This window comes from Neomesorhizobium albiziae (genome assembly GCF_900114255.1).
In the GTDB taxonomy this organism is placed as follows: domain Bacteria; phylum Pseudomonadota; class Alphaproteobacteria; order Rhizobiales; family Rhizobiaceae; genus Neomesorhizobium; species Neomesorhizobium albiziae.
Genome location: NZ_FOSL01000022.1, coordinates 1 through 19223 on the forward strand (window position 1 = coordinate 1; position 19223 = coordinate 19223).

Here is a 19223-nt window from a genome sequence, read left to right on the forward strand (position 1 = left end):
CTGCTTGATCGTTCGCTTCTGTTTGCGCGATTTGTTCGCCTCGGCTCTTAGCCAGGCCGACAGCCGTTCCGCATAGGCATCGAGCTTGCTCGGCCGCTCCGGAACTTTGAAACGTGGCTCGATCTCGTCGGATCGCAGATATTTGCGGATCGTGTTCCGCGATAACCCTGTGCGCCGTGCGATCTCCCGGATCGAGAGATCGTCCCGCAAACGCCAGCGCCGGATAACGCTCAGTAACGCCATGTCTATCACTCCAGTTTCCCCTGCAATCAGCCAGCAGGGGTGGGTTCAAACATGGGTCACTTCTCAATGGAAAAACTACCTAATCCAGGGTCAGCTCCTGGCGGAAATCAACAAAGACCGCTCTTGCAATCGCCACGGCTTGCTTCTGGCCGCCGGAAAGCTCGCCGACCAGCATGTCAGGCGAATCGATGCCGGAGATGTGGACCGCGCTCTTCAGCACATCCATGGCGATGTCTCGCATCTCGGCCAGCTTGAGGAAGCCGACGCCCGAGCAGCGCTCACGCCCCATGAAGATGTTGCGGGTAATCGACAGAGAATCCACCAGCGCCGTGTTTTGGTAGATCGTCTCGATACCAGCCTCGGCGGAGTCCATCCGGCACGTAAAGAGCGTCTGCTTGCCGTCGACGCTAAGGTGCCCCGAAGTCGGCTTGTGGATGCCGGAGATCAGGTTGACGGCGGTCGACTTGCCGGCGCCATTGTCGCCGAGCAAGCCGATCACTTCGCCTTGGTTGATGTGGAAGCTCAGGCCGCGCAAGGCATCGAGAGCGCCGAAGCTTTTGGAGATGTTGTGCAGTTCTAAGATCGGCGTCGTCATCAACCTGCTCCCTTGCGTTCGATAAAGCGGTTGAACGCGGAAGCCCCTACAATCAAAACAGCAATGAACATGTCGAGATAGAAGCCTGGAGCGCGCAGCAGCAGCAGCACATCGGTGATCGTGTGGATCAGCATGGCGCCAAGGAATATGCCGAGGATCGATCCACGCCCGCCGGTTAGTGAGAGGCCGCCGATGACGCAAGCCGCAATCGCTTGCAATTCGATGCCAACGCCCTGTCCAGGTTGCACGCTACCAACGCGCACAGTCGCCAGAATTCCGGCAAATGCCGCCATGCCGCCGGCTATGGCGAAGGCAATGATCTTGACGCGACCTGTGTCGATGCCGATGGCAGTGGCAGCCGGCTGGTTTCCGCCAGTGGCAAAGACGTGGTTGCCGAAGCGGTGGCGATGCAAGAGGCAATAGAATGCAATCGACAGGGCGATGAACCACCAGAAGGCTGCGTTAATGCCAAGGAAAGTGCCGCCGAACAGGCCCTGGAAGGTCGGGCCGGGATCAAAACGCACCTGCACTGCGCCATTGTAGAGCAGTACTGCGCCACGCCAAAACAGCAGGCCACCGAGCGTGACAATGAATGACGGCAGGCTGGCCTTTAGCGTTATTGTCCCATGCAGCACGCCGATCACGATGCCGATCAGGATTGCCAGTGCTGCCGCAAGGAATGGATTCAAGCCCGCGCCAACTTGCACTGCCATGACGATGGCAGTCAGCGTGTAGACTGATCCAACCGACAGGTCGAACTCGCCGGCGATCATTAAGACGCCGACGCCAAGAGCCAGGCAGCCGAGCACCGGGATTGCCTTCATCAGGATCGTCAGATTCTGTGAAGAGATATAGCGGAATTCATCCGGATTGATCAGCGCATAGGCGATACACATCGCCTGCAATGCGAGAAAGGCGACCAGGATGGCGCCTGCCGGTGCGACGAGCAGGCGCCGGAATGCCGAGTGCTTGCGCATGCGGTGTGGGGCGACGACTGACGCCGCCGCAGCGGAGCTGGGTGGTGATGACATCTTGGTTCCGTCAAGAAAGGACCCTTCGAAGACAGTCCGAAGGGTCCGGCTGAAGGAGACTAGCGGTAGGAACCGATCAGCGGCTTGACCGAGCCAATGCGATCCTTGTCGAGGAAGGCGCCCTGGCCTGTATCGACGTCGGTGGGTGTCAGGCCATATTTCTTGGCCAGCGCGATCTGGGCGATTGGATAGAAGCCCTGGAGATAGGGTTGCTGATCCATCGTCGCAAACATTACTCCCGATTCAACCGCGTTGACGATTTCCACCGCCAGATCGAACCCGCCGAAGGGGATATCGACGCCGGCATCCTTGATCGCGCCCGCGCCCACGGTCGAGGTGACTGATCCGGTGCCGAACACGGCCTTGATATTCTTGTTGGCGATCAGAAACTGCGCCATGATATTTTGCGCTTCCGCGAGGTCCAGACCGGACTTGACCGTCTCGACCTTAATGCCCTTTTCGCCCATAGCCTTCTCAATGCCGCCCCCCCGCGCCACCGCGAAACTGGCTTCCGGTATTTCGCGCGGATTGAATACGACGTCGCCCTCCTTCAGGCCGAACTTCTCGATCATGCGTTGGCCAAGTTCGTAGCCTGAGGCGAATTCGTTCATGCCGACATAGGCTTGGCGGCAGTTTCCCTTCGCGCCTTCCAGATCATCATTGTTGAAGCCGATGACGACGATGCCAGCTTTGGTGGCGTTGCAGATGCTGGTGTCAAAAGCGTCGGAACTCGAAATCGCAACGGCGATCCCATCCACGCCGCTCGCCGTCGCAGCCTCGATCAGGTCGTTCTGGCGCACTGGATCGTTGTTGGCATATTGGACGTCAAGATCGACGCCGAACTGGGCGGCAGCGTCCTGTGCGCCCCTAACAACCGGGTTGAAGAACTGCACGCTGGGATCGAGGTAGATGATCATCGTCGCCTTGACGGTGTCCTGCGCGTAGGCTGCGGTGGTCAACAAAGCCGCGGCAAATGTGCCGAGGATTGCATTCCTGAAATGACGACGTCCCATGCGATTTCCTCCCTTTGAGTTGTTATTTACTCCTGTCCGTGGATCCTCCGCCTCGAACAGGAATATTGTTCTGCGTCAGCTGGTGAACCATCTCCCCGGCCGACCAAGCGTGACGTGAATGCCTTTGAACTGCGAATATTCGTCGAAGCCGTAGCGGCCAAGCTCGCGGCCCAGGCCGCTCTTCTTGTAGCCACCAATTGGGAGCTCCGGAGTGCCGTCGATGACGCTGTTGACCCAGCAGCGGCCGGCGCGAACGCGACGAATTGTCTGCAATGCGTTTTCGAGGTTGGTCGACCAGACCGAAGCAGAGAGACCGTATTCGGAACCGTTGGCTAGCGCCACCGCTTCATCGGCGCTGCGGAATGTCAATGTAGACAGGACCGGCCCGAAGATCTCGTCCTTGGCGATCGACATGTCGGGCCGCACATTCTGGAAAACAGTCGGCTCGTAATAGTGACCATCGCCGCTGCCAGCCGGGTTGCCGCCGATCAAAAGTTCCGCCCCCGCCGCCTTGCCGGCCTTGACATAGCCGTCGACTTTTTCAGCGTGCCCTTTCGAGATCATCGCGCCGATGCGTGTCTTTTCGTTGAGCGGATCGCCGAAAGGAACGCGCCTTGAAATGTCCAGGACACGTGCCAGCAATTCGTCACGCACACTTTCCTCGACCAGCAGTCGGCTGCCTGAAATGCAGCATTGGCCGGCATTGTGATAGACGCCATAGGCGATCCCATCGGCGGCTGCTTCGAGATCGGCATCGGCAAACACGATCTGTGGACCTTTGCCGCCAAGTTCAAGGCCGACGCGCTTAACGCTGCGCGCCGCAATCGCGCCAAGATGAATGCCGACGCGCGAGGACCCGGTGAAGGCGATCATGTCCACGGCGGGGTCTTCAGCAAGCGTCTGGCCGGCAGGATCGCCATAGCCTGTTACGACGTTGAAAACGCCAGGGGGGACACCAGCCACAAGCGCCAACTCTGCCATTCGGATCGATGTGCCCGAGGTCAGTTCCGAAGGTTTCAAGACCACTGTGCAGCCGGCGCCGATGGACCAGGGCACACGTTCAGACGCAATAATGAATGGGAAGTTCCAAGGCGTGATGATGCCTACAACGCCGACCGGTTCACGCAACACGAGACCCAGTCTGTCTTCTCCGATATTGTTGTGGCTATTGCCTTCCAGGGCTCGCGCCTGACCGGCCGCATAAGCCCAGAGATCCGCGCAAAAATCGATCTCGCCACGCGCCTGGCTGATCGGTTTTCCCACTTCAAGGCTCTCGATAAGGGCCAATTCTTCGACATTGGCGACAATGAGCTGCGAAACGCGGTACATGATGCGGGACCGTTCCGCCCCCGACATCCGTGGCCAGGGGCCTTTGTCGAAGGCCACGCGCGCTGCGGAGATGGCAAGACGGACATCGTCGGCCGATGCGTCCGGCCATTCGCCAACCGCAATGCCATGGCCAGGCGCAATGCGCTCAATAACCTTCCCGGAGCCGGCTATTTCATGTTTACCGTTGATGACCATGTCATAGGAGCGGCCAACCAGCCGGGGGTCCTTGATGTTTGGCGGAATGAAAGTTGCTATGGTCATGGACTCTTCGAGTGCTTTTGCGTTGCCTGTGGCTATGCTAGGCGACGGTTTGCATCAGATTGTATGGTACCGTATGGTGGTATGGTGGAAGTGTCAAGCGCGGGAAATAGAGGTGCGATGAATATCGAGCGATTGAAGTTCGAGAGCAGCGAATCGACTGCTGTGCAGATCGAACGAGACCTGCGTGAAGCGATCATCAGGCTTGACTTGACGCCCGGTGCAAAGTTGTCCGAGCAGGAGATTGCCACGAAGCTCGGCGTGTCCCGCCAGCCTGTGCGCGAAGCCCTGATCGCGTTGAGCAAATCGAAACTGGTGTCCGTCCGCCCAAATCGGGGAACGGTTGTTTCACGGATATCGGCGCGCCAAATGATGGAATCGCGTTTCGTCCGCGAGGCGATCGAAACGGCAGTGGCAGCACGCGCTTGCGCGAATTTCGACCCATGGATCCGTTCCACGATCGACGACATATTGGGGCGGCAAGAAGAGGCTGTGCAGAAGCAGGACTACCATTTGTTCCGCAAGGAAGATGAGCAGTTTCATCTGGCCATCGCGACTGGCGCCGGCTGTACCTTGGCCTGGAGTGTGATCGCGGATGTCAAGGCACATATCGATCGCGTATGCAATCTACAGTTACGCAAGCTCGACTCCTTGGGCAAGCTGATGCGTGAGCATCAAGCGATTATCGAAGCGATTGACCAACGCGAGCCGGACAAGGCAGTTGCGGCCATGCGCACCCATCTCAATGGAATACTGTCCGATTTGCCCCGGATCGAAGCCGACAATCCCGAGCTTTTTGAGTAGCTGGTGTCGCAACTGTCTCCAGACTGCGATGCGCGCAACGATAATGCAGATCATAGCGTCAGAATCATCGGATCGGGGGTTGGATTGATAGATGCGCTTTTCGCCGCGTCTAGAGTTTTGTCGGCTGATGTCAGCGTTTGCAATTCTGTGCCGTAGCGTGTCATACGCTTCGGTTTGTTGTAAGACCAATGGGTCCCATGCCAGAGGACCGCTTTCGCAAGCTTGTCTCTCAACAGCTGCCGGTCCGCTCCCGGCTCAACGGCTGCCAGTCCGAAAAGCGCCTCATGTCGGCCGTAGAGATCAGCTTTGCCGCTTCCTGAAACCAGACATATCCGGCGACCACGCTGGAGGTCGAGGTGCGCCAAAACCTGATATTAACCAATGGCTCTGGCGAAGGCGGCCCCCGGTCACCTTCGGACATTCGGGCGGATTGCCTTGTCACTGTTGCGTGCTTCAATGTTCAAAGCTGCCGTTTTTGGAAGTGAGTCCAGTTGAGAGCGCCTCCTGTAGGCGGAGATTAGGCGAGATAATATTGTTGCGGACGGTACACGGCCCTGACCGAACCCGATGATCAAAATCGATTTCACCCAAGGTAAGCAGGCGAACCGAACTAAGCTCCCAATGCCTCCGCTCCGTGCTTGGTTCACGTCATCGGGAAAGCGCATCGAGTTGCGGCGGCAGTGGAAGATTGGGATGGTCCTGCCGTATTTCGTCCACTGTCTCGCGCGCACCGTCAAGATCGCCGGACGCAGCCTGCCAAAGCGCCAACACCAGAAGCACTTCTGCCCTTTCCGGTGACGCCTTGCGAAGCACAGTAATTTCAGATCCTGCCGCGGCAAAGTCGCCGGTTTGCAGCAGAGCCAGGGTGAGCGTGATGCGCATGTCCTGATTGCCAGGATCGGCCGAGACGACATCTCTCAGCACCGGGATTGCCTGATCTGGACGACCTTGGCTCATCAGTATTTGCCCAAGCTGCGTTGAAATGCTGATTTCGCCCGGATTCTTCGCCCGCGCATCGACAAGGATTGCCATTGCCGCGCCAACATCGCCAAGAGCGGCGGCTATCTTCGCACGCGTTATCCAGGCCTGGACGAGTTGTGGGTCCATGAAAGTCGCCTCCGCGAATGCTGCCTGCGCTGCCTCCCAGTTGCTGGTTGCCATTGCCAGTCCGCCGATCGCCATTTGGCCCTCGGGGAAGTCCGACCTTGCTCCCATCGATGCCTTCAACTCGGCCAACGCCGCTGCCAGTGCGTCTCTTCGCTCGACCGGCAGTTCGTCAGGAGCAATGTTCGACAGTTCCAGTGCGGCCGCCACGCGAACCGCGGCCACGGGATCGGTGAGGAGTGGTTGAAGCCGATCTGCTCGATCGCCGGCCGGAGCCGAGCGCCAAAGGCGGATGGCCGCCACACGGATCATGTCGCTGTCATCGGCAAGCAGTTGGGCAAGAGCCGTTGCGGTCATCGGGTCGGCCTGGTCGCCGATCTCGCGCACCGCGCTGGCACGCGCAATAGCGGAACGCGACGTGTCCGTTGCGATCGCGCAAAGGTCATCGAGTGCCTCTCGGCTCAGCCCCTTGCGCCAAACGGCTGCAAATGTCTCAGCAAGGGTGGAATCCGGATTGAGCCAGTTCGGCGCCCACCGCATGATTTCGCCGGCAGCCCAGGCTGCTGTCTCGCTGGCATGGCACGAAAGGCAGGCGTCAGGCGAGCCTGCCTTCTGCGACAGCAAGGGATTTGGCACCCGGAAGAAGTGGTCACGCCTGCCATCGACGATCATGTAATTGCGCGCGGGCATGTGGCAGCTCACGCATTGGGCGCCTGCGCTGCCCGCCGGATGATGGTGATGGGCCGCCGATTCATAGTTCGCCGGCTTCAGCGAGAGGAAATCCGCGCGCCCAGTCTCGTTGTGGCACTGTGTGCAAACGGCATTGCCTTCCGCAACCAGTCCGCCCGAATGGGGATCATGGCAGTTCGTGCAGGTAACCCCCTTGGTGTGCATCTTGGACTGCAGGAACGAGCCCAGCACATAAACCTCGTCCCTTTGCTGGCCGTCGGGAAAATAAAGCATATTTCCAAGGGTCATGAGATTGTAGTGGTCGCCGAAGACGGCTCCGGGCAGCGGGCTGTCGGCACCCATCGCTTCGCGGCGCGAATGACAGGGTCCACACATGTTCTGCTCGATTGTCTGCCTGCCGTTTCCTTCGGGGCGAAGCAATCCATGGCTGTCAACATTTTGAAAGCCTGCCGGATCGAAATCCGCTCGCTTCTTGGCCCACACGACGTGAGCAGCACCCGGACCGTGACAGGCTTCGCAGCCGACCGTGAGTTCGCTCCATTGGCTCTGGTAGCCATGCGTTGCCGGGTCATAATTCTTGCGGAAGTCGGTCTGATGGCATACGGCGCAGCGCGCCTGCCAATTTTTGTAGGAACCTGTCCAATGCAGCCCGTTGCCCGCTGAAACGTCGTCGTTCGGGTAGAGGTGGAACCAGCGCTGGTTACCGATGTCCCAGGCGAGATCGAGAGCTTGCAGGCGGCCGCGGTCAAGCTCGACGAGATACTGCTGCAACGGAGAGACGCCGACGACGTATTTGACCTCGAAGGTCGCCAGCTTGCCGTCCGCTCCGTCCGTCTCGATGAAATAGTGCCCATCCCTTTGAAAGAAGCGCGAGGTCACCCCTTTGTGCTCGACGGTCGCATCGGCGAAATCGCCGAGTACATGTTCCGGCGTAGGTTCTCTCAGCGCCCAGCCGTGGTGAGAGTTCGACCACGCTCGCCCTTGGGCGGTGTGGCATGTCCCACAAACTTGCGAGCCGACAAATTCCGGTGTCTCGCTTCCCGATGCGGCAGGATTTGACACCGCAAAAAGGCCGAGAAAAAGCATGCCCAAGTGCATCGGCAAACGGAAAGGAGGCATAACACGACCCTAGCGTCTTGAGCTCAAGAACGCATTAGTGAGCATGGCTACCTCCCTTGAATCTGCAGTTGGTTCGCCCGCTCTGTCCCGCCCTTTGCTGAGATGGTTGGTTAGGGAGACTGGCGTTGGGGCCGGTACCGCGAGGTCCTGTATTCGCTGTCATGCAGCGCGGCACATTGCGAACGTCTCATTTTTGCGCACTGCTAGGCGATCCCGGTCCAAACGGCGGCCACTCGGGATCATTTCAGGTCGGATGGAAAGATGACCTTCCAGTCAGTCTTCATGTCCACAACCGTCCACTGGTTTACAGCGGCAGCATCCAGCGCCTTGTCGAGGCGGCCGAACTCAGTCTGCCGGTCGTAGGCATATTCCCGCTCCGCATCGGTATGGTGAACGATTAGACCGAACTGCTCGCCGTCGGCCAGTGTCGTCCACTGCAACATCTCGAGATCGCCATCGGAATTGCCGAAGGCGGCGATCGGACGGCGGCCGATATGCTCGTTAATGCCGACCGGTTTGCCGGCCTTGTCGTCGATGAAGTTGACTTGCGGTAGGCGGAACAAGGTCGGTATGCCGTCGCGCATCTCGAATTGTGTGTTGATGGATGAGCCCACGACCTGTTCGGGCGGTATGCCATAGATCTGCTCGACCCAGGGGCGCATGAGCTCGACGCCGCCGCCCGAGACGATGAAGGTCTTGAAGCCGTTGGCGCGCAGATAGGCAAGCAATTCAAGCATCGGTTGGTAGACGAGTTCTGTATACGGCCGCTTGAAGCGAGGATCGCGCGCGGTTGCAATCCAGTCGGAAACTATCTTCTGGAACTCGTCCGTGGTCATTCCAGCATGGGTCGCCATGATGAGTTCCACCAGCCCCTTCTCGCCGGCATCCGCGAGGGTCTTCATGTCGCCTTCGAGCACCGCCTGAAATGGCTGGGTTGTCGCCCATTCGGGATGGTTCGCGGCCTCGGCCTTGACCCTGTCGAGCGCGAAGGCGAGCTGGACATACATCGGATGCTCGGTCCACAGGGTGCCGTCATTGTCGAACACGGCGATGCGTTCTGGTTCTGGAACGAAGTCTGCGGAACCTTCCTTGCTCACCTTCTCGACGAACTCAACGATCGCAGCCTTGGGCTGAGTATCGTTCCACGACGGCAAGGGATCGGTCTGGGCAAGGGCGACCGCCGGCGTGAGAGCTACCGTCACGAGAAAAGCTACCGCCCGCGCGGTCTCAAGATCACGTGGCACGAACATGGGATTTCTCCGCAATTTCGATGGGTGATGGAACGGCAAGAGGCCCGGTCGAGCCGGGCTCCCCCACAAGAGATCGATCAGTTTCCTGTCGGCAATGCCAGGTCCACGCCTCCCTTTTCCAACTGCGCGCGCACCCACTCGAACCGCTCATAGTTCGAAAGCGTGAGCGGCCCCGTATAGGATTCGCTCTGCAGCTTCCGGGGAGGATACTGAACATACGTCTTCATGAGGCTCTTAATGGCGTCCGAGATCGTGACCATGGTCCAGGTACGCTCAGTATAGTTGTTCATGAATATGTCGTAGCGCTCCTGCGGATCCTGCCACAGATCAAACACCTGCGGTACAGTGGCAACATATTTCTCTGCGCCCTTCCAGCCGAGGTTTGCGTCAACGGCCAGCCCGCCTGTCGAGGCACCATCGTCCCCGCGAAGGTTGAAGACCGCCTTGTAGTTGCCCACGCGAGCCGCACCAGGTGAAAGTTCGTTTTCGGTGAAGTAGAACCAGCTTTTGCGGGGCGACGGACCTGTGTTGGTCAGAACCGGCGTCATATCCATGCTATCGAAGATGATCGGCTTGTCCTCACGATCATTTGCCGGCAACGGTACCTTGGCGGCCGAAGCAAAGGTGGCCATCAGGTCGAGGCCGCCGAGGATTTCATGGTTCTTCGAGTTCGGCGGCGTTTTGCCCGGCCATACTGCGATCGCAGGAACGCGGTTGCCGCCTTCTCGCACGGTACCCTTGGTGCCGCGGAACGGCGTGTAGCCAGCGTCAGGATAAACGTCCTGCCACGCGCCGTTGTCGGTCGTGTAGAAAACCAGCGTGTTCTTGTCCATGCCAGTCTGGCGCAGCTTGTCCATGATGCGGCCGATGCGGGTGTCGAGTTCGACGACGGAATCCGCATATTTCGACTTGGATAGGGATTTGTGCTCGAACTCTGGCGCTGGCATGTTCGGTTGGTGAACCTTCATAAAGTTTACGTTGATGAAGAACGGCTGGTCCGGTGTCTTGGCGGCATCATCGAGGAACTCGATCGCCGCCTTCTCGACATAGCCGTCAAAGAACGGGATGCCGACCACACCTTCCTTGCCGTCGATCACAGGGGTGTCGACATACTGGCCGTTGATCTTGAAGTCTTCCTTTGCGCTCTCGCCGGCATTGCCGGAAAGGGATCCCCTGGTGACCGTTTCGAACATCTTTCGCAGTTCCGGATCCATATCCGGGAACCAGGTCGGGTCGGCGTAGGTGTAGGCGTTGAGATGATAGAGACCGGCGTGCTTCATCACGTCATAGCCCTGGGCGTTAGGCAGAGCGTAGTCGGCTTCGCCCAGATGCCATTTGCCAGTGAAGTAGGTCTTGTAGCCGCCCTGCTTCAGCACTGACGCAAGCGTCCATTCCGCCGCAGGCAAGCCGCCGCCCTGGCCCTGGAAGGCCACCGTGGTCATGCCGCTACGGTTCGGGATGCGACCGGTCTGCATGGCGGCGCGGCCGGGTGTGCAACTCGGCTGGGCGTAGAAAGAGAAGAACGTCATGCCTTCTGCGGCCAGCTTGTCGATACTCGGTGTTGGCATGCCGCGCCCCTCGCCGCCACCGTAGGGGCCGAGATCGCCATAACCTGTGTCGTCCGAGACGATGAACAGGATGTTGGGTTTGGCTTGGTCCTCCGCTTGTGCATTTCCGCCGAGCACCATGAATGCACTGCCGCACAACAACGCCGCGACTTGACGATTAAGCATCATTTTCACCGGAGTTCTCCCTTCAAATGACTTGGATCGATACGCGTAAAATCACGACGAACGGGCGCGAGCGCCGGCATTCGTGCGGTCATCCTTCCTTGCTGCTTTTGCACGCAAATTTCGCGTCGACGGGAGTAACCCTCCCAATCTGGGCAATACCGACGCGTTTTGGATTACCCGACGTCAAGTTTACTGAAAGATTTGCCGAAGCGATATTGTCCTTTGGGGAAGCAGCGTTTGTTTTCGCTGGCACCTGGTGGGAAGGGAGGTAACAAAGGGCGTAAATTGTCACAGGACCCTCAGCGGCTAGGAACACCAGACAATGCTTTGATGATAGCGTCGATCAGCAATTCGGCCGGAAACGGCTTGCGCAAAAAGGCGACACAGCCCAACTGGAGTGCCGCAATCCGGACGGCGTCGTCGTCAATCGCCGTGAAGAAGATGACGGGCAAGGGTGAGCCCGCCGCCGTCAGCCGGCTTCGCAATTCGAGGCCCGACATGCCGGGCAGATGGATGTCGAGCACGACACATTCCGCGCAACTGTCCGGATCGCGACCGAGAAACGCCTCGGCCGAAGGAAATTCCTCTACAGCAAAGCCGTACGCGTTCAGCAGGCGTCGGACGCTCCTGCGCATGCTGGGATCGTCTTCCACGACGGCAACAGTCTGTGGCCGGCTTTCCACCTTGTGGCCTTTCTCAAGCTATATGACGGCCAGACGTACATCGGGCTAAAGGCACGACCCAATTAGTGAGCCGAATTCCGAACACTGCCTATTGTCCTTTGGGGAAGCCGTTCAGAGCGGTTACTTGAGTGTCGGGTTGGCACCATCGAGCAGGTGCGTTCTTTCGGCGATCGAGACCACCTCAGCCAGCGAATTTACGCCAAGCTTTTCCATGATGCTGCGCCGGTGCGCCTTCACCGTTCTCTCCGATGTGCCAAGTGCATACGCGACCTCTTTGTTGCGCCTGCCGCGCACGATAAGGCCAAAAACATCGAGTTCCCGCGGCGTCAAACTCGCCACGCGGCTATGGAGGGCCGCGGTGCGGTCATGGTCCGAGAGGCGTGCTCGGTAGCGCAGCATGGCCCGTTCTATGGCGCCCAGCAGAGCCTCTCGCGAAGCCGTTTTCTCCAGGAAATCTTCTGCGCCTGCCTTCATGGCCCGCACGGTAATCTCAATGTCCCCATGGCCGGTCAGGAAGACTATTGGCAACTGCGGCGCTGCCTCGGCCAGGCGATCTTGCAATTCTAGTCCGCTAAGACCGGGCATCTGCAAGTCAAGCAGGACGCAACCAGGTTCGTGAACCGGCAGGCGTGCTAGGAAATCATCGCCCGATTCATAACAGATCGATCGGAATCCCGATGCCTCGACCAACCGCGCCGTGGCCGTGCGAAATGACTTGTCGTCATCGACGATGTGAACGATCGGAGACACGGGAACCATTAGACCTTTACCAGTGGCAGAACAAAGCTGACTACAGCGCCGCCTTGCGGTAGATTGTCGGCCCAGATCTTGCCGCCGTAGGTCTCAACGATGGCGCGTGCGATCGTCAGACCCAGACCGGTGCCATTGGACTTAGTCGTGAAGAACGTATCGAACACGCGCCCGAGTTGGTCACCTGGGATACCCGTTCCGGTATCGGAGATTGAAACAGCCGCCTTTGAGCTCTCGGTGAGGTCTGTCAGCAGCAAAAGCCTCCTTTGCGCGGGCGCAGAATCCAGCATGGCGTCCATCGCGTTCGTCGCAATGTTGAGGATGACCTGTTGAATATGGACACGATCGGCTCGAACGGGAAGCTGGCGCGCTGTCGGACGACAGTCGACCGCCACGCCCCGTCGCTCGGCCTCACTGTGCAGAATCTGCAGCGCACTCTTCACGACATCGTTGATGTCAAACTCCTGCCAGTCGATTTCGCTGCGCTTCTTCAGCAGTCCGCGAAGCCGCTGAATGATGTCTCCAGCGCGCTTGTCATCGTCGCGTATGTCGACGAGAATCTGCTTTATGAGCTTTAGATCGGGTTTGTCTCTATTGAGCATAAACTCAGCCGCCTCGGCATTGTTGCGGATCGCGCCAAGCGGCTGGTTGAGTTCATGGGCGATGGAGGCCGAAAGCGCTCCCGCCGTCGCTGACTGGTTGAGATGGATGACTTCGAGAAGACGACCCCGAGCCGTCAGTTCGACAGCCGCTCGGCGACCGCGCTCGAAGAGCAACGCCGCAATAACGAAACTCTGCGCCGCAACAAAGGCGATGATGGTGGTGATTTCCGCCCAATATTCTTCCCACAAGGACTTCTCCTTGAAAGACACTACTGTGCCTGAGGGAAGATCGACCTCGGCCAAGCCCCACCGCTGCAACTGTCTCGCATCAGCAACGTAGGTCTGCGGTACGTCCACGTTGGAAACTGGCTTCTCTGCGAGCGCATCGACGGCGAGGTTCGCTACCGTCGTTCCGACTGATTCGAAGGTGACGGTGTTGCCACCGACAGCGCCGTGGCCGATATAGGTTGAATAAGGCCCGTAAGTCGGGGCGCCGGCCGTGACCGATATCTTTTCAAACGCGTCCTGCGGGATGAAGTTGCGGCCGGTACTGTCAACGAACACGGTCAACACTAAGAGAATGACGTCCTCGGATAGACCAGCGGCACGTTCGATGAACTCGTCAATTGACAATCCCGTCAGGTAGGTCGTCTCAATATTCCCGGTCAAACCGGCCAGGTTCTGACGTGCGTCGGCGATCCACGCCTGGTCAAATTTTGCAGAACCGCCAAGCACGACAAGCTGGCGGGCGTTCGGTTGAAGTCGGATGGCCATCTCGAAGGTTTTCGTGATGTCGAATTCCGAAAAAGCGCCGACCACATCGTCGGGCAGATTCAATGAGGCTGCGGTTGCGCCACTGAAACCGCAAAACACAATCTTTGCATGGGGAGCGATCGTTTTCCGGTTTGTCGCGATGAAACTGGTTGCTTCTTCGCCGAGTGCGATGACGAGGTCCGGACGGTGATCGACATACTTCTCGGCGAGATACCGCGCCATCCGATCGACATGGACGTTTTCGGGGAATCTGGAAAGATCGAGAAACTCGGAGAACAGTTCGATCTTACCAGCGGTTGCCTCCAGCAGCCGATTTCTCGCTGATTCGCCCGCGATGGTGGTTGCCGGGATCCTTTCGTCATAGGGATACAGGATCAATACCCGCGGAACCAGGTCGACGATCTCTGCTAGGCCTGCGCTCACCGCTGCGAGGATCGCTAGCAGCGATATCCAAAAAACTCTAACCGGCCCGCGAATGGGCCGGCGCGAGGGTGCCTCGAAATCACGCGCCACGCTGAACGCCTCATCTAGGAGGGTTAAGCAGTATTATCATGTTAAATCAAAGGCGTCATTGACGCTGATTGGGCCTACGATTGTTGCAATAACTGCGCTCGTTACTCAGCGGTTGTTTCGGTCATTTGGCAGCGATTAGCCGTTACTATAATCTGTCAACCACCTTGGCCTTGTCCGTCGAACGGCCGAAGTTGACATGCTTTTGAGACATCTAATTCCGACTGGGCCAATGACCGGATTGGGTCACCTATAGTCATCACGCCTTGTGACCTGGACGTCTGCTCTTGCCTTTTGGACGCCAAAAGCTGCCGGTCCGCTGCCGGCCCAGAGCCGCCGGTCAGCAGTGCGCCGCATATCGGACGTTGAGATCAGCTTGGCCAATACCTGAAAGCGGACACCCACTGAACGCCGAGGGTCACGGTTGCGCCAAGCCTTTAGAGATTCCACTCACGGTAGCGATACGAGGCGCTTTGCAGCACCGGCCGCCTCATCAACGTACCTTCGGTCGCCGTGGATTAGCATGAGCACCATTGCACCCTCTGCCAGCAACCATATTTCCCACGATGGCGGCTTGCGCGGACGCCTGACACAGTTCCAACCTGAACACGCCGCGCAGGCTGCCAAGCTTCTGTGACCTCCGTGCAACCGATGGTGAGATCGCTGCCTTCTTTGGCGTCTCGCCCCGGTAGCGGAGATCTTAAAGACGCAAGGCGTGCCCTTCCTCGTGGCAAATGCCTACGGGAGCCCCGAGCAATTCGGCGGTGAGGTTCTGGCCGGAGTTCCCGATGTCGGTAAAACCGACAGACGAACGACGTTTGCTGGCCGCGTTGAGGGAACTGACAGAATCCTGACCAGATCTCATGCTCCGGCAGACCGTTGCGTGGCCGCGTGGACTCGCAGCCACCGAAGAAAGACCTACCTTAGCGATCGAGCGGGACCAGTGGAAGCTTGCATCTGCTAAGGCGCGAATATCTTTCATGCGAAAAACATGCAGCTGAGGATAGCCAACGCAATGGACACGGCGATCCACAAAACCGGCTCCCATGGCTTCATCGGCCGGCCGCCGTAACCCGGTGGTTTTTCGTAGCCGGTCATGGGTTCCCCTGTCCATTAGCTTTGCCTGCAAGGCGGCCTGACAACGTTGCCGATCTGATGGAGAAGTGAAATCTGCGACCTATACAACATCACCACCTTGCTCGAAACGCCATCCCCGCCCGGGAGTGGAAGCTACTATTATGGCCAATGGCAGAGGATGACTCGAGACGGCAGCGAAGTCCCGAAGACATGGCAAAATCAGACTAAATTTTAACGAAATACTAGCGTAACCCATTTTGGCTTCGAGTGCTGAAAGCGGACTGTCAGCTAGCGGCCCGTTTGAGCCGTAATGTGGACGGACTGGCCCCCAATCTCGGACAATCCGCTGGCTCCCGCTAAGGTTCAGAAGCGGACATCGCGTGTCAGGGCGTCCTCGCCCAAAGGGGCTTCGATCAGGGGGCGCTCGGCCCATTGCGCGGCTGTCAACCCCGGGCGAGCTCGGCTGCTTGTTCGAGGGTGACGCCGTTGGCGAGGGAGTCGGCGTGGCGATGCGCCAGCAACCAATCGGGCCCTTCGCGGCGATAAACTAGGGTGACGCGCAGCGACCAGTCCTGCGCCGGCAGGCTTCCGACCTCGACATGTAGTGCGTGTTCTGTGACCACCAGAACAATCATGTCTGCCGAGCCGTAGGTCTCGACCAGTTCCTGCTTCAACATGCCGTTCCGGAAGAACCGCCCTATCGCCGCCCATTCCTCTTCCGTCAGGCCTGCGCTGCGCGAGGGCGTGCCGCCGAACGGCGACATCAGCGTGAAGTCGTCCGTGAGCGGAACCAGGGCCCGGTACCGGTCAACGTCGCCCCGCATCAGCGCGTCGTTTGCTTCTTCGGACCGCCTGACGAGTTCGGCGACCGTCCGGTCCATGGCGGGGTCCTTGGGCACCCCGGCCGAAGCGCTGGTGGCAAGCGATGTGAGGCCTGCGGCACCGGCCGTAGCGAGTAGGTAGCGTCGTGATGTTGGCATGGGTCTCGTTCCTGTTGTTCTCGAGGGGTGCGAAGCCGCCGAATTTCGGTCAGGGCTTAAAAAAAGCCGTGCAGCGGCTGGAAGGACAGCTTCGGCCTGATGCCATCCCGCAGGTTGGGTGCGATATGGGCGGCGAGGAACCGAGCCGCGTCTTCCCGGGAGCGCCACACCTCGACGACGCGCCACCCGGCTTCCACCGGATGCGACATGTGCACGAAGCCCGGCGCGCCTGCTGAGCTTGTCACCGACAAAAGCGAGCGTGGCGTCATAACCTTTCGGCGACCGTCCGACGTCTGAAATCATCATCACGGGCATTCTCGCTCTCTCCACTTCAGGTAGCATTCGTCGGAGCGGCGTGCCGCCCATGCTCGGCTAGATCGCATTTGAAGATCGATGAATCCAGTGATATGATTTCAGTGATATGCTGAATGAAATTGACCTCTCGCGCGCTGACCTGAATCTACTGGTCCTCTTCGAGACCGTGATAGGGGAACGTCATGTCGGCCGCGCGGCGATGCGACTGAACCTGTCCCCATCTGCCGTCAGCCACGGCCTGGGCAGGCTGCGGCAGCTTCTCAATGATCCGCTGTTCCTAAGAACCCCGAAGGGCGTCGTACCTACCACGCGGGCCATGGAGCTCGCCGAGCCCATCGCCGACATCCTCGTCCGGGTAAGGAACGTGGTATCCACCGCCGAGCCGTTCGATCCGGCCACGTCCACCCGCCGGTTCACAATCGGCGCGCCGGACGGAGTGTCGGCGGTGGTTGTGCACCCGCTTCTTGCGGAACTCGAAAGGATCGCGCCGCGGATCGACATCGGCGTGCGCCAGATTCTGCCCACCCCGTCTCGCGTCTGGCTCGCCGCAATCGCCGATCTAGAGGCGCGCGGCATGGACATCGTACTCGTTCCTTCCGATGACATTCCGCCGCGTTTTGAGAAGCGCCTCATCTACGAGGAGAGCTTCGTGATCGCCATGCGGGCAGGACATCCCTTCGCGGCTGACCCGACCATCGAACGATACTGCGAGATGCGGCATCTGGTGGTTTCAGAGAGCGGTGATCCCCACGGATTCGTCGACGAGCATCTTGCGAAGCAGGGCTGCACGCGGCGGATCGCGCTGACCGTCCCGAACTTCATGTTCGCCCTCGCGGTCATCGCCGAGACCGATCTCATCTCGGCCCTGCCGAAGCGGTTCGTCGCAATGCATGCGGCCCGCTTCGGGGTCCAGAGCCTGGACGCCCCGCTGCCACTGCCCGACTTCCGGCTCAACGCCGTCGCGCCCAAGGTCGCAATGCTGGACGCGGGGCTGGCCTGGCTCTTCTGCATGCTTGGAAAACCCGCAGAAAGTGGACAAAAGAACGCCGCAGCCGGTCGGCAGCAACGTCCGCTATCATAGTCAGTCAGCCGTAATCTGATGGTCCGGTTTCGGCCCAGAAGCTGCCGGTCAGCAATGCGCCCCACTTGCCGACCTTCGCACCTCTAAGTGCGACGTCTTGTACAATGCCTGATGCCGTCGTTCGTAGGTGCGCTGGTCTTCTACTTCGAACGACGAGGAAGTATCGCCGCTGGTTGCGCGTCAATCCGCTCCCTAAGACGTGGGAGAGCAAAATCCAGGAAGGCGCGTAGCTTCAGTGGCACCTTGCGTTGGCTAGGATAGATCAGACTAGCTGGAAGGAGGGGAGGTTCATACTCCTCCAGCAATGTGACGAGAAGGCCCGACTTTACAAAGTGACTGGCCAGGTATGACGGCATCCGCGCAACTCCAGCCCCGGCGACGGCGGCGCTAGCCGCCGCCTCGACCGAGTTCACGAGGAGCCTGTAGGAGATCGGGACGATCACGAGGGTATCCTTCGAACCGAATTCCCAACTTGACCCGCCAGTACCGGGTATTATCGCGCGGTCGTACGCCACACAGTCATGCGACTGTAGGTCAGAGGGGTGCTTCGGCACACCCCTGGCTTTCAGGTAAGCAGGGCTGGCACAGAGCACCCGGCGGAACAAACCAACGCGCACGGCAATCATGCTGCTGTCAGCCAGTTCGTAGACGCGGAGCGCGAGATCCACATCCTCCTCTAGCAGATCCACCCTCCGATCATTCAGCAGCACGCGCATGCGAATATCCGGATAGGCGCGCAGAAATTCTTCAACGACGGGCATGACATGCACGCGTCCCATAATCTGAGACACACTGATGGTGAGCTCCCCCCGGGGTGTCAGGTACTCGCCCGCGGCACTGCGTTCGGCTTCCGCGATTTCTTCCAAGATCCGTCGGCATGATGCGACGTAGCTACGCCCGGAGTCAGTCAGCGTCAGTTTGCGGGCGCCGCGCAGCAGTAACCGGATTTTCAGATGCTCCTCTAACTCCGAAACCCGTCGGCTGACGGTCGCCAAAGGAAGGCCGAGCTGGCGGCCCGCGGCGGAGAGGCTCCCCGCATCTACAGCTGCAAGCAGAATGTTCATGCCTTCGAGACGGTCCATAGCCTTTCACCCAGTGAAAGGATGTCTCCCAAGTTTACCGTCTGATCGCCCGGACGGGAACGGTCTATGTTCTTCGCGTCGGTTCCGAATGTCCGACAAATCCCAACGCTGCTCGAAGGGAGACAATGCAATTGACCATGCTCATGCAGACGTTTGCCGCCGTCGGGACCGTGCTGGCCACGAGTGCCTTCGCCCATGCC

16 protein-coding genes and 1 pseudogene are annotated in these 19223 nt (G+C 59.2%); 2 read left to right on the forward strand and 15 right to left on the reverse strand.

The features are described from left to right. The 5 genes and pseudogenes from F3H98_RS24270 to F3H98_RS24290 form a co-directional block, all read right to left on the reverse strand. Positions 1 to 243, reverse strand: a 243-nt coding sequence (locus F3H98_RS24270) for a helix-turn-helix domain-containing protein (RefSeq protein ID WP_149762977.1), incomplete at its 3' end; no start/stop codon positions are given. 115 nt (positions 244 to 358) lie between these two features. Next, positions 359 to 838, reverse strand: a pseudogene (locus tag F3H98_RS24275) (ATP-binding cassette domain-containing protein); the annotation flags it as partial. Further along, positions 838 to 1815 carry an ABC transporter permease gene (locus F3H98_RS24280; protein WP_149762978.1) on the reverse strand — a complete coding sequence of 326 codons (978 nt, stop codon included), beginning with the start codon at positions 1813 to 1815 and terminating at the stop codon, positions 838 to 840. The gene F3H98_RS24280 and the pseudogene F3H98_RS24275, both read right to left, overlap by 1 nt. Before the next feature lie 113 nt (positions 1816 to 1928). Next, positions 1929 to 2882 carry a sugar ABC transporter substrate-binding protein gene (locus tag F3H98_RS24285; protein WP_149762920.1) on the reverse strand — a complete coding sequence of 318 codons (954 nt, stop codon included), beginning with the start codon at positions 2880 to 2882 and terminating at the stop codon, positions 1929 to 1931. Between the two features lie 75 nt (positions 2883 to 2957). Further along, positions 2958 to 4472 carry an aldehyde dehydrogenase family protein gene (locus F3H98_RS24290; protein WP_244621867.1) on the reverse strand — a complete coding sequence of 505 codons (1515 nt, stop codon included), beginning with the start codon at positions 4470 to 4472 and terminating at the stop codon, positions 2958 to 2960. A gap of 117 nt (positions 4473 to 4589) precedes the next feature. Between F3H98_RS24290 and F3H98_RS24295 the strand changes: the two genes are divergently transcribed. After that, on the forward strand, positions 4590 to 5273 hold the full coding sequence (locus F3H98_RS24295) for a GntR family transcriptional regulator (protein ID WP_149762921.1): 684 nt from the start codon (positions 4590 to 4592) through the stop codon (positions 5271 to 5273). A gap of 648 nt (positions 5274 to 5921) precedes the next feature. On the opposite strand, the gene F3H98_RS24300 is transcribed toward F3H98_RS24295, so the two are convergent. From F3H98_RS24300 to F3H98_RS24340, 9 genes are all read right to left on the reverse strand, one after another. Beyond that, entirely contained in the window at positions 5922 to 7946 is a 2025-nt protein-coding gene (locus F3H98_RS24300) for a tetratricopeptide repeat protein (RefSeq protein ID WP_188130542.1), read from the reverse strand. Between the two features lie 479 nt (positions 7947 to 8425). After that, on the reverse strand, positions 8426 to 9436 hold the full coding sequence (locus tag F3H98_RS24305; RefSeq protein WP_149762923.1) for an HAD family hydrolase: 1011 nt from the start codon (positions 9434 to 9436) through the stop codon (positions 8426 to 8428). Positions 9437 to 9513: 77 nt separating this feature from the next. Next, on the reverse strand, positions 9514 to 11124 hold the full coding sequence (locus tag F3H98_RS24310) for an arylsulfatase (RefSeq protein WP_244621876.1): 1611 nt from the start codon (positions 11122 to 11124) through the stop codon (positions 9514 to 9516). Between the two features lie 344 nt (positions 11125 to 11468). Then, positions 11469 to 11852: a response regulator transcription factor gene (locus F3H98_RS24315; RefSeq protein ID WP_149762924.1), complete on the reverse strand. Its 384-nt coding sequence runs from the start codon at positions 11850 to 11852 to the stop codon at positions 11469 to 11471. Between the two features lie 120 nt (positions 11853 to 11972). Continuing rightward, on the reverse strand, positions 11973 to 12611 hold the full coding sequence (locus F3H98_RS24320; RefSeq protein WP_149762925.1) for a response regulator transcription factor: 639 nt from the start codon (positions 12609 to 12611) through the stop codon (positions 11973 to 11975). Further along, positions 12611 to 14428: a sensor histidine kinase gene (locus F3H98_RS24325; RefSeq protein ID WP_244621877.1), complete on the reverse strand. Its 1818-nt coding sequence runs from the start codon at positions 14426 to 14428 to the stop codon at positions 12611 to 12613. Before F3H98_RS24325 ends, F3H98_RS24320 begins: the two co-directional genes overlap by 1 nt. Positions 14429 to 15188: 760 nt before the next feature. Then, positions 15189 to 15602, reverse strand: coding sequence for a hypothetical protein (locus F3H98_RS31260; RefSeq protein ID WP_188130544.1), 414 nt, complete (start codon positions 15600 to 15602; stop codon positions 15189 to 15191). 406 nt (positions 15603 to 16008) lie between these two features. After that, complete coding sequence (locus F3H98_RS24335) at positions 16009 to 16545, reverse strand: YybH family protein (RefSeq protein ID WP_244621868.1); 537 nt, start codon at positions 16543 to 16545, stop codon at positions 16009 to 16011. 56 nt (positions 16546 to 16601) lie between these two features. Further along, positions 16602 to 16814 carry a hypothetical protein gene (locus F3H98_RS24340; protein ID WP_149762926.1) on the reverse strand — a complete coding sequence of 71 codons (213 nt, stop codon included), beginning with the start codon at positions 16812 to 16814 and terminating at the stop codon, positions 16602 to 16604. Between the two features lie 152 nt (positions 16815 to 16966). Between F3H98_RS24340 and F3H98_RS24345 the strand changes: the two genes are divergently transcribed. Further along, a complete protein-coding gene (locus F3H98_RS24345) occupies positions 16967 to 17941 on the forward strand; it encodes a LysR family transcriptional regulator (protein ID WP_149762927.1) in 975 nt (324 codons plus the stop codon). A 140-nt stretch (positions 17942 to 18081) separates the two neighbouring features. Here the strand turns inward: F3H98_RS24345 and F3H98_RS24350 are convergent, their stop codons facing one another. Further along, the gene (locus F3H98_RS24350; protein ID WP_149762928.1) at positions 18082 to 19023 is read right to left on the reverse strand and encodes a LysR family transcriptional regulator; all 942 of its coding nucleotides are present in this window, start codon (positions 19021 to 19023) and stop codon (positions 18082 to 18084) included. Positions 19024 to 19223: the final 200 nt, after the last annotated feature.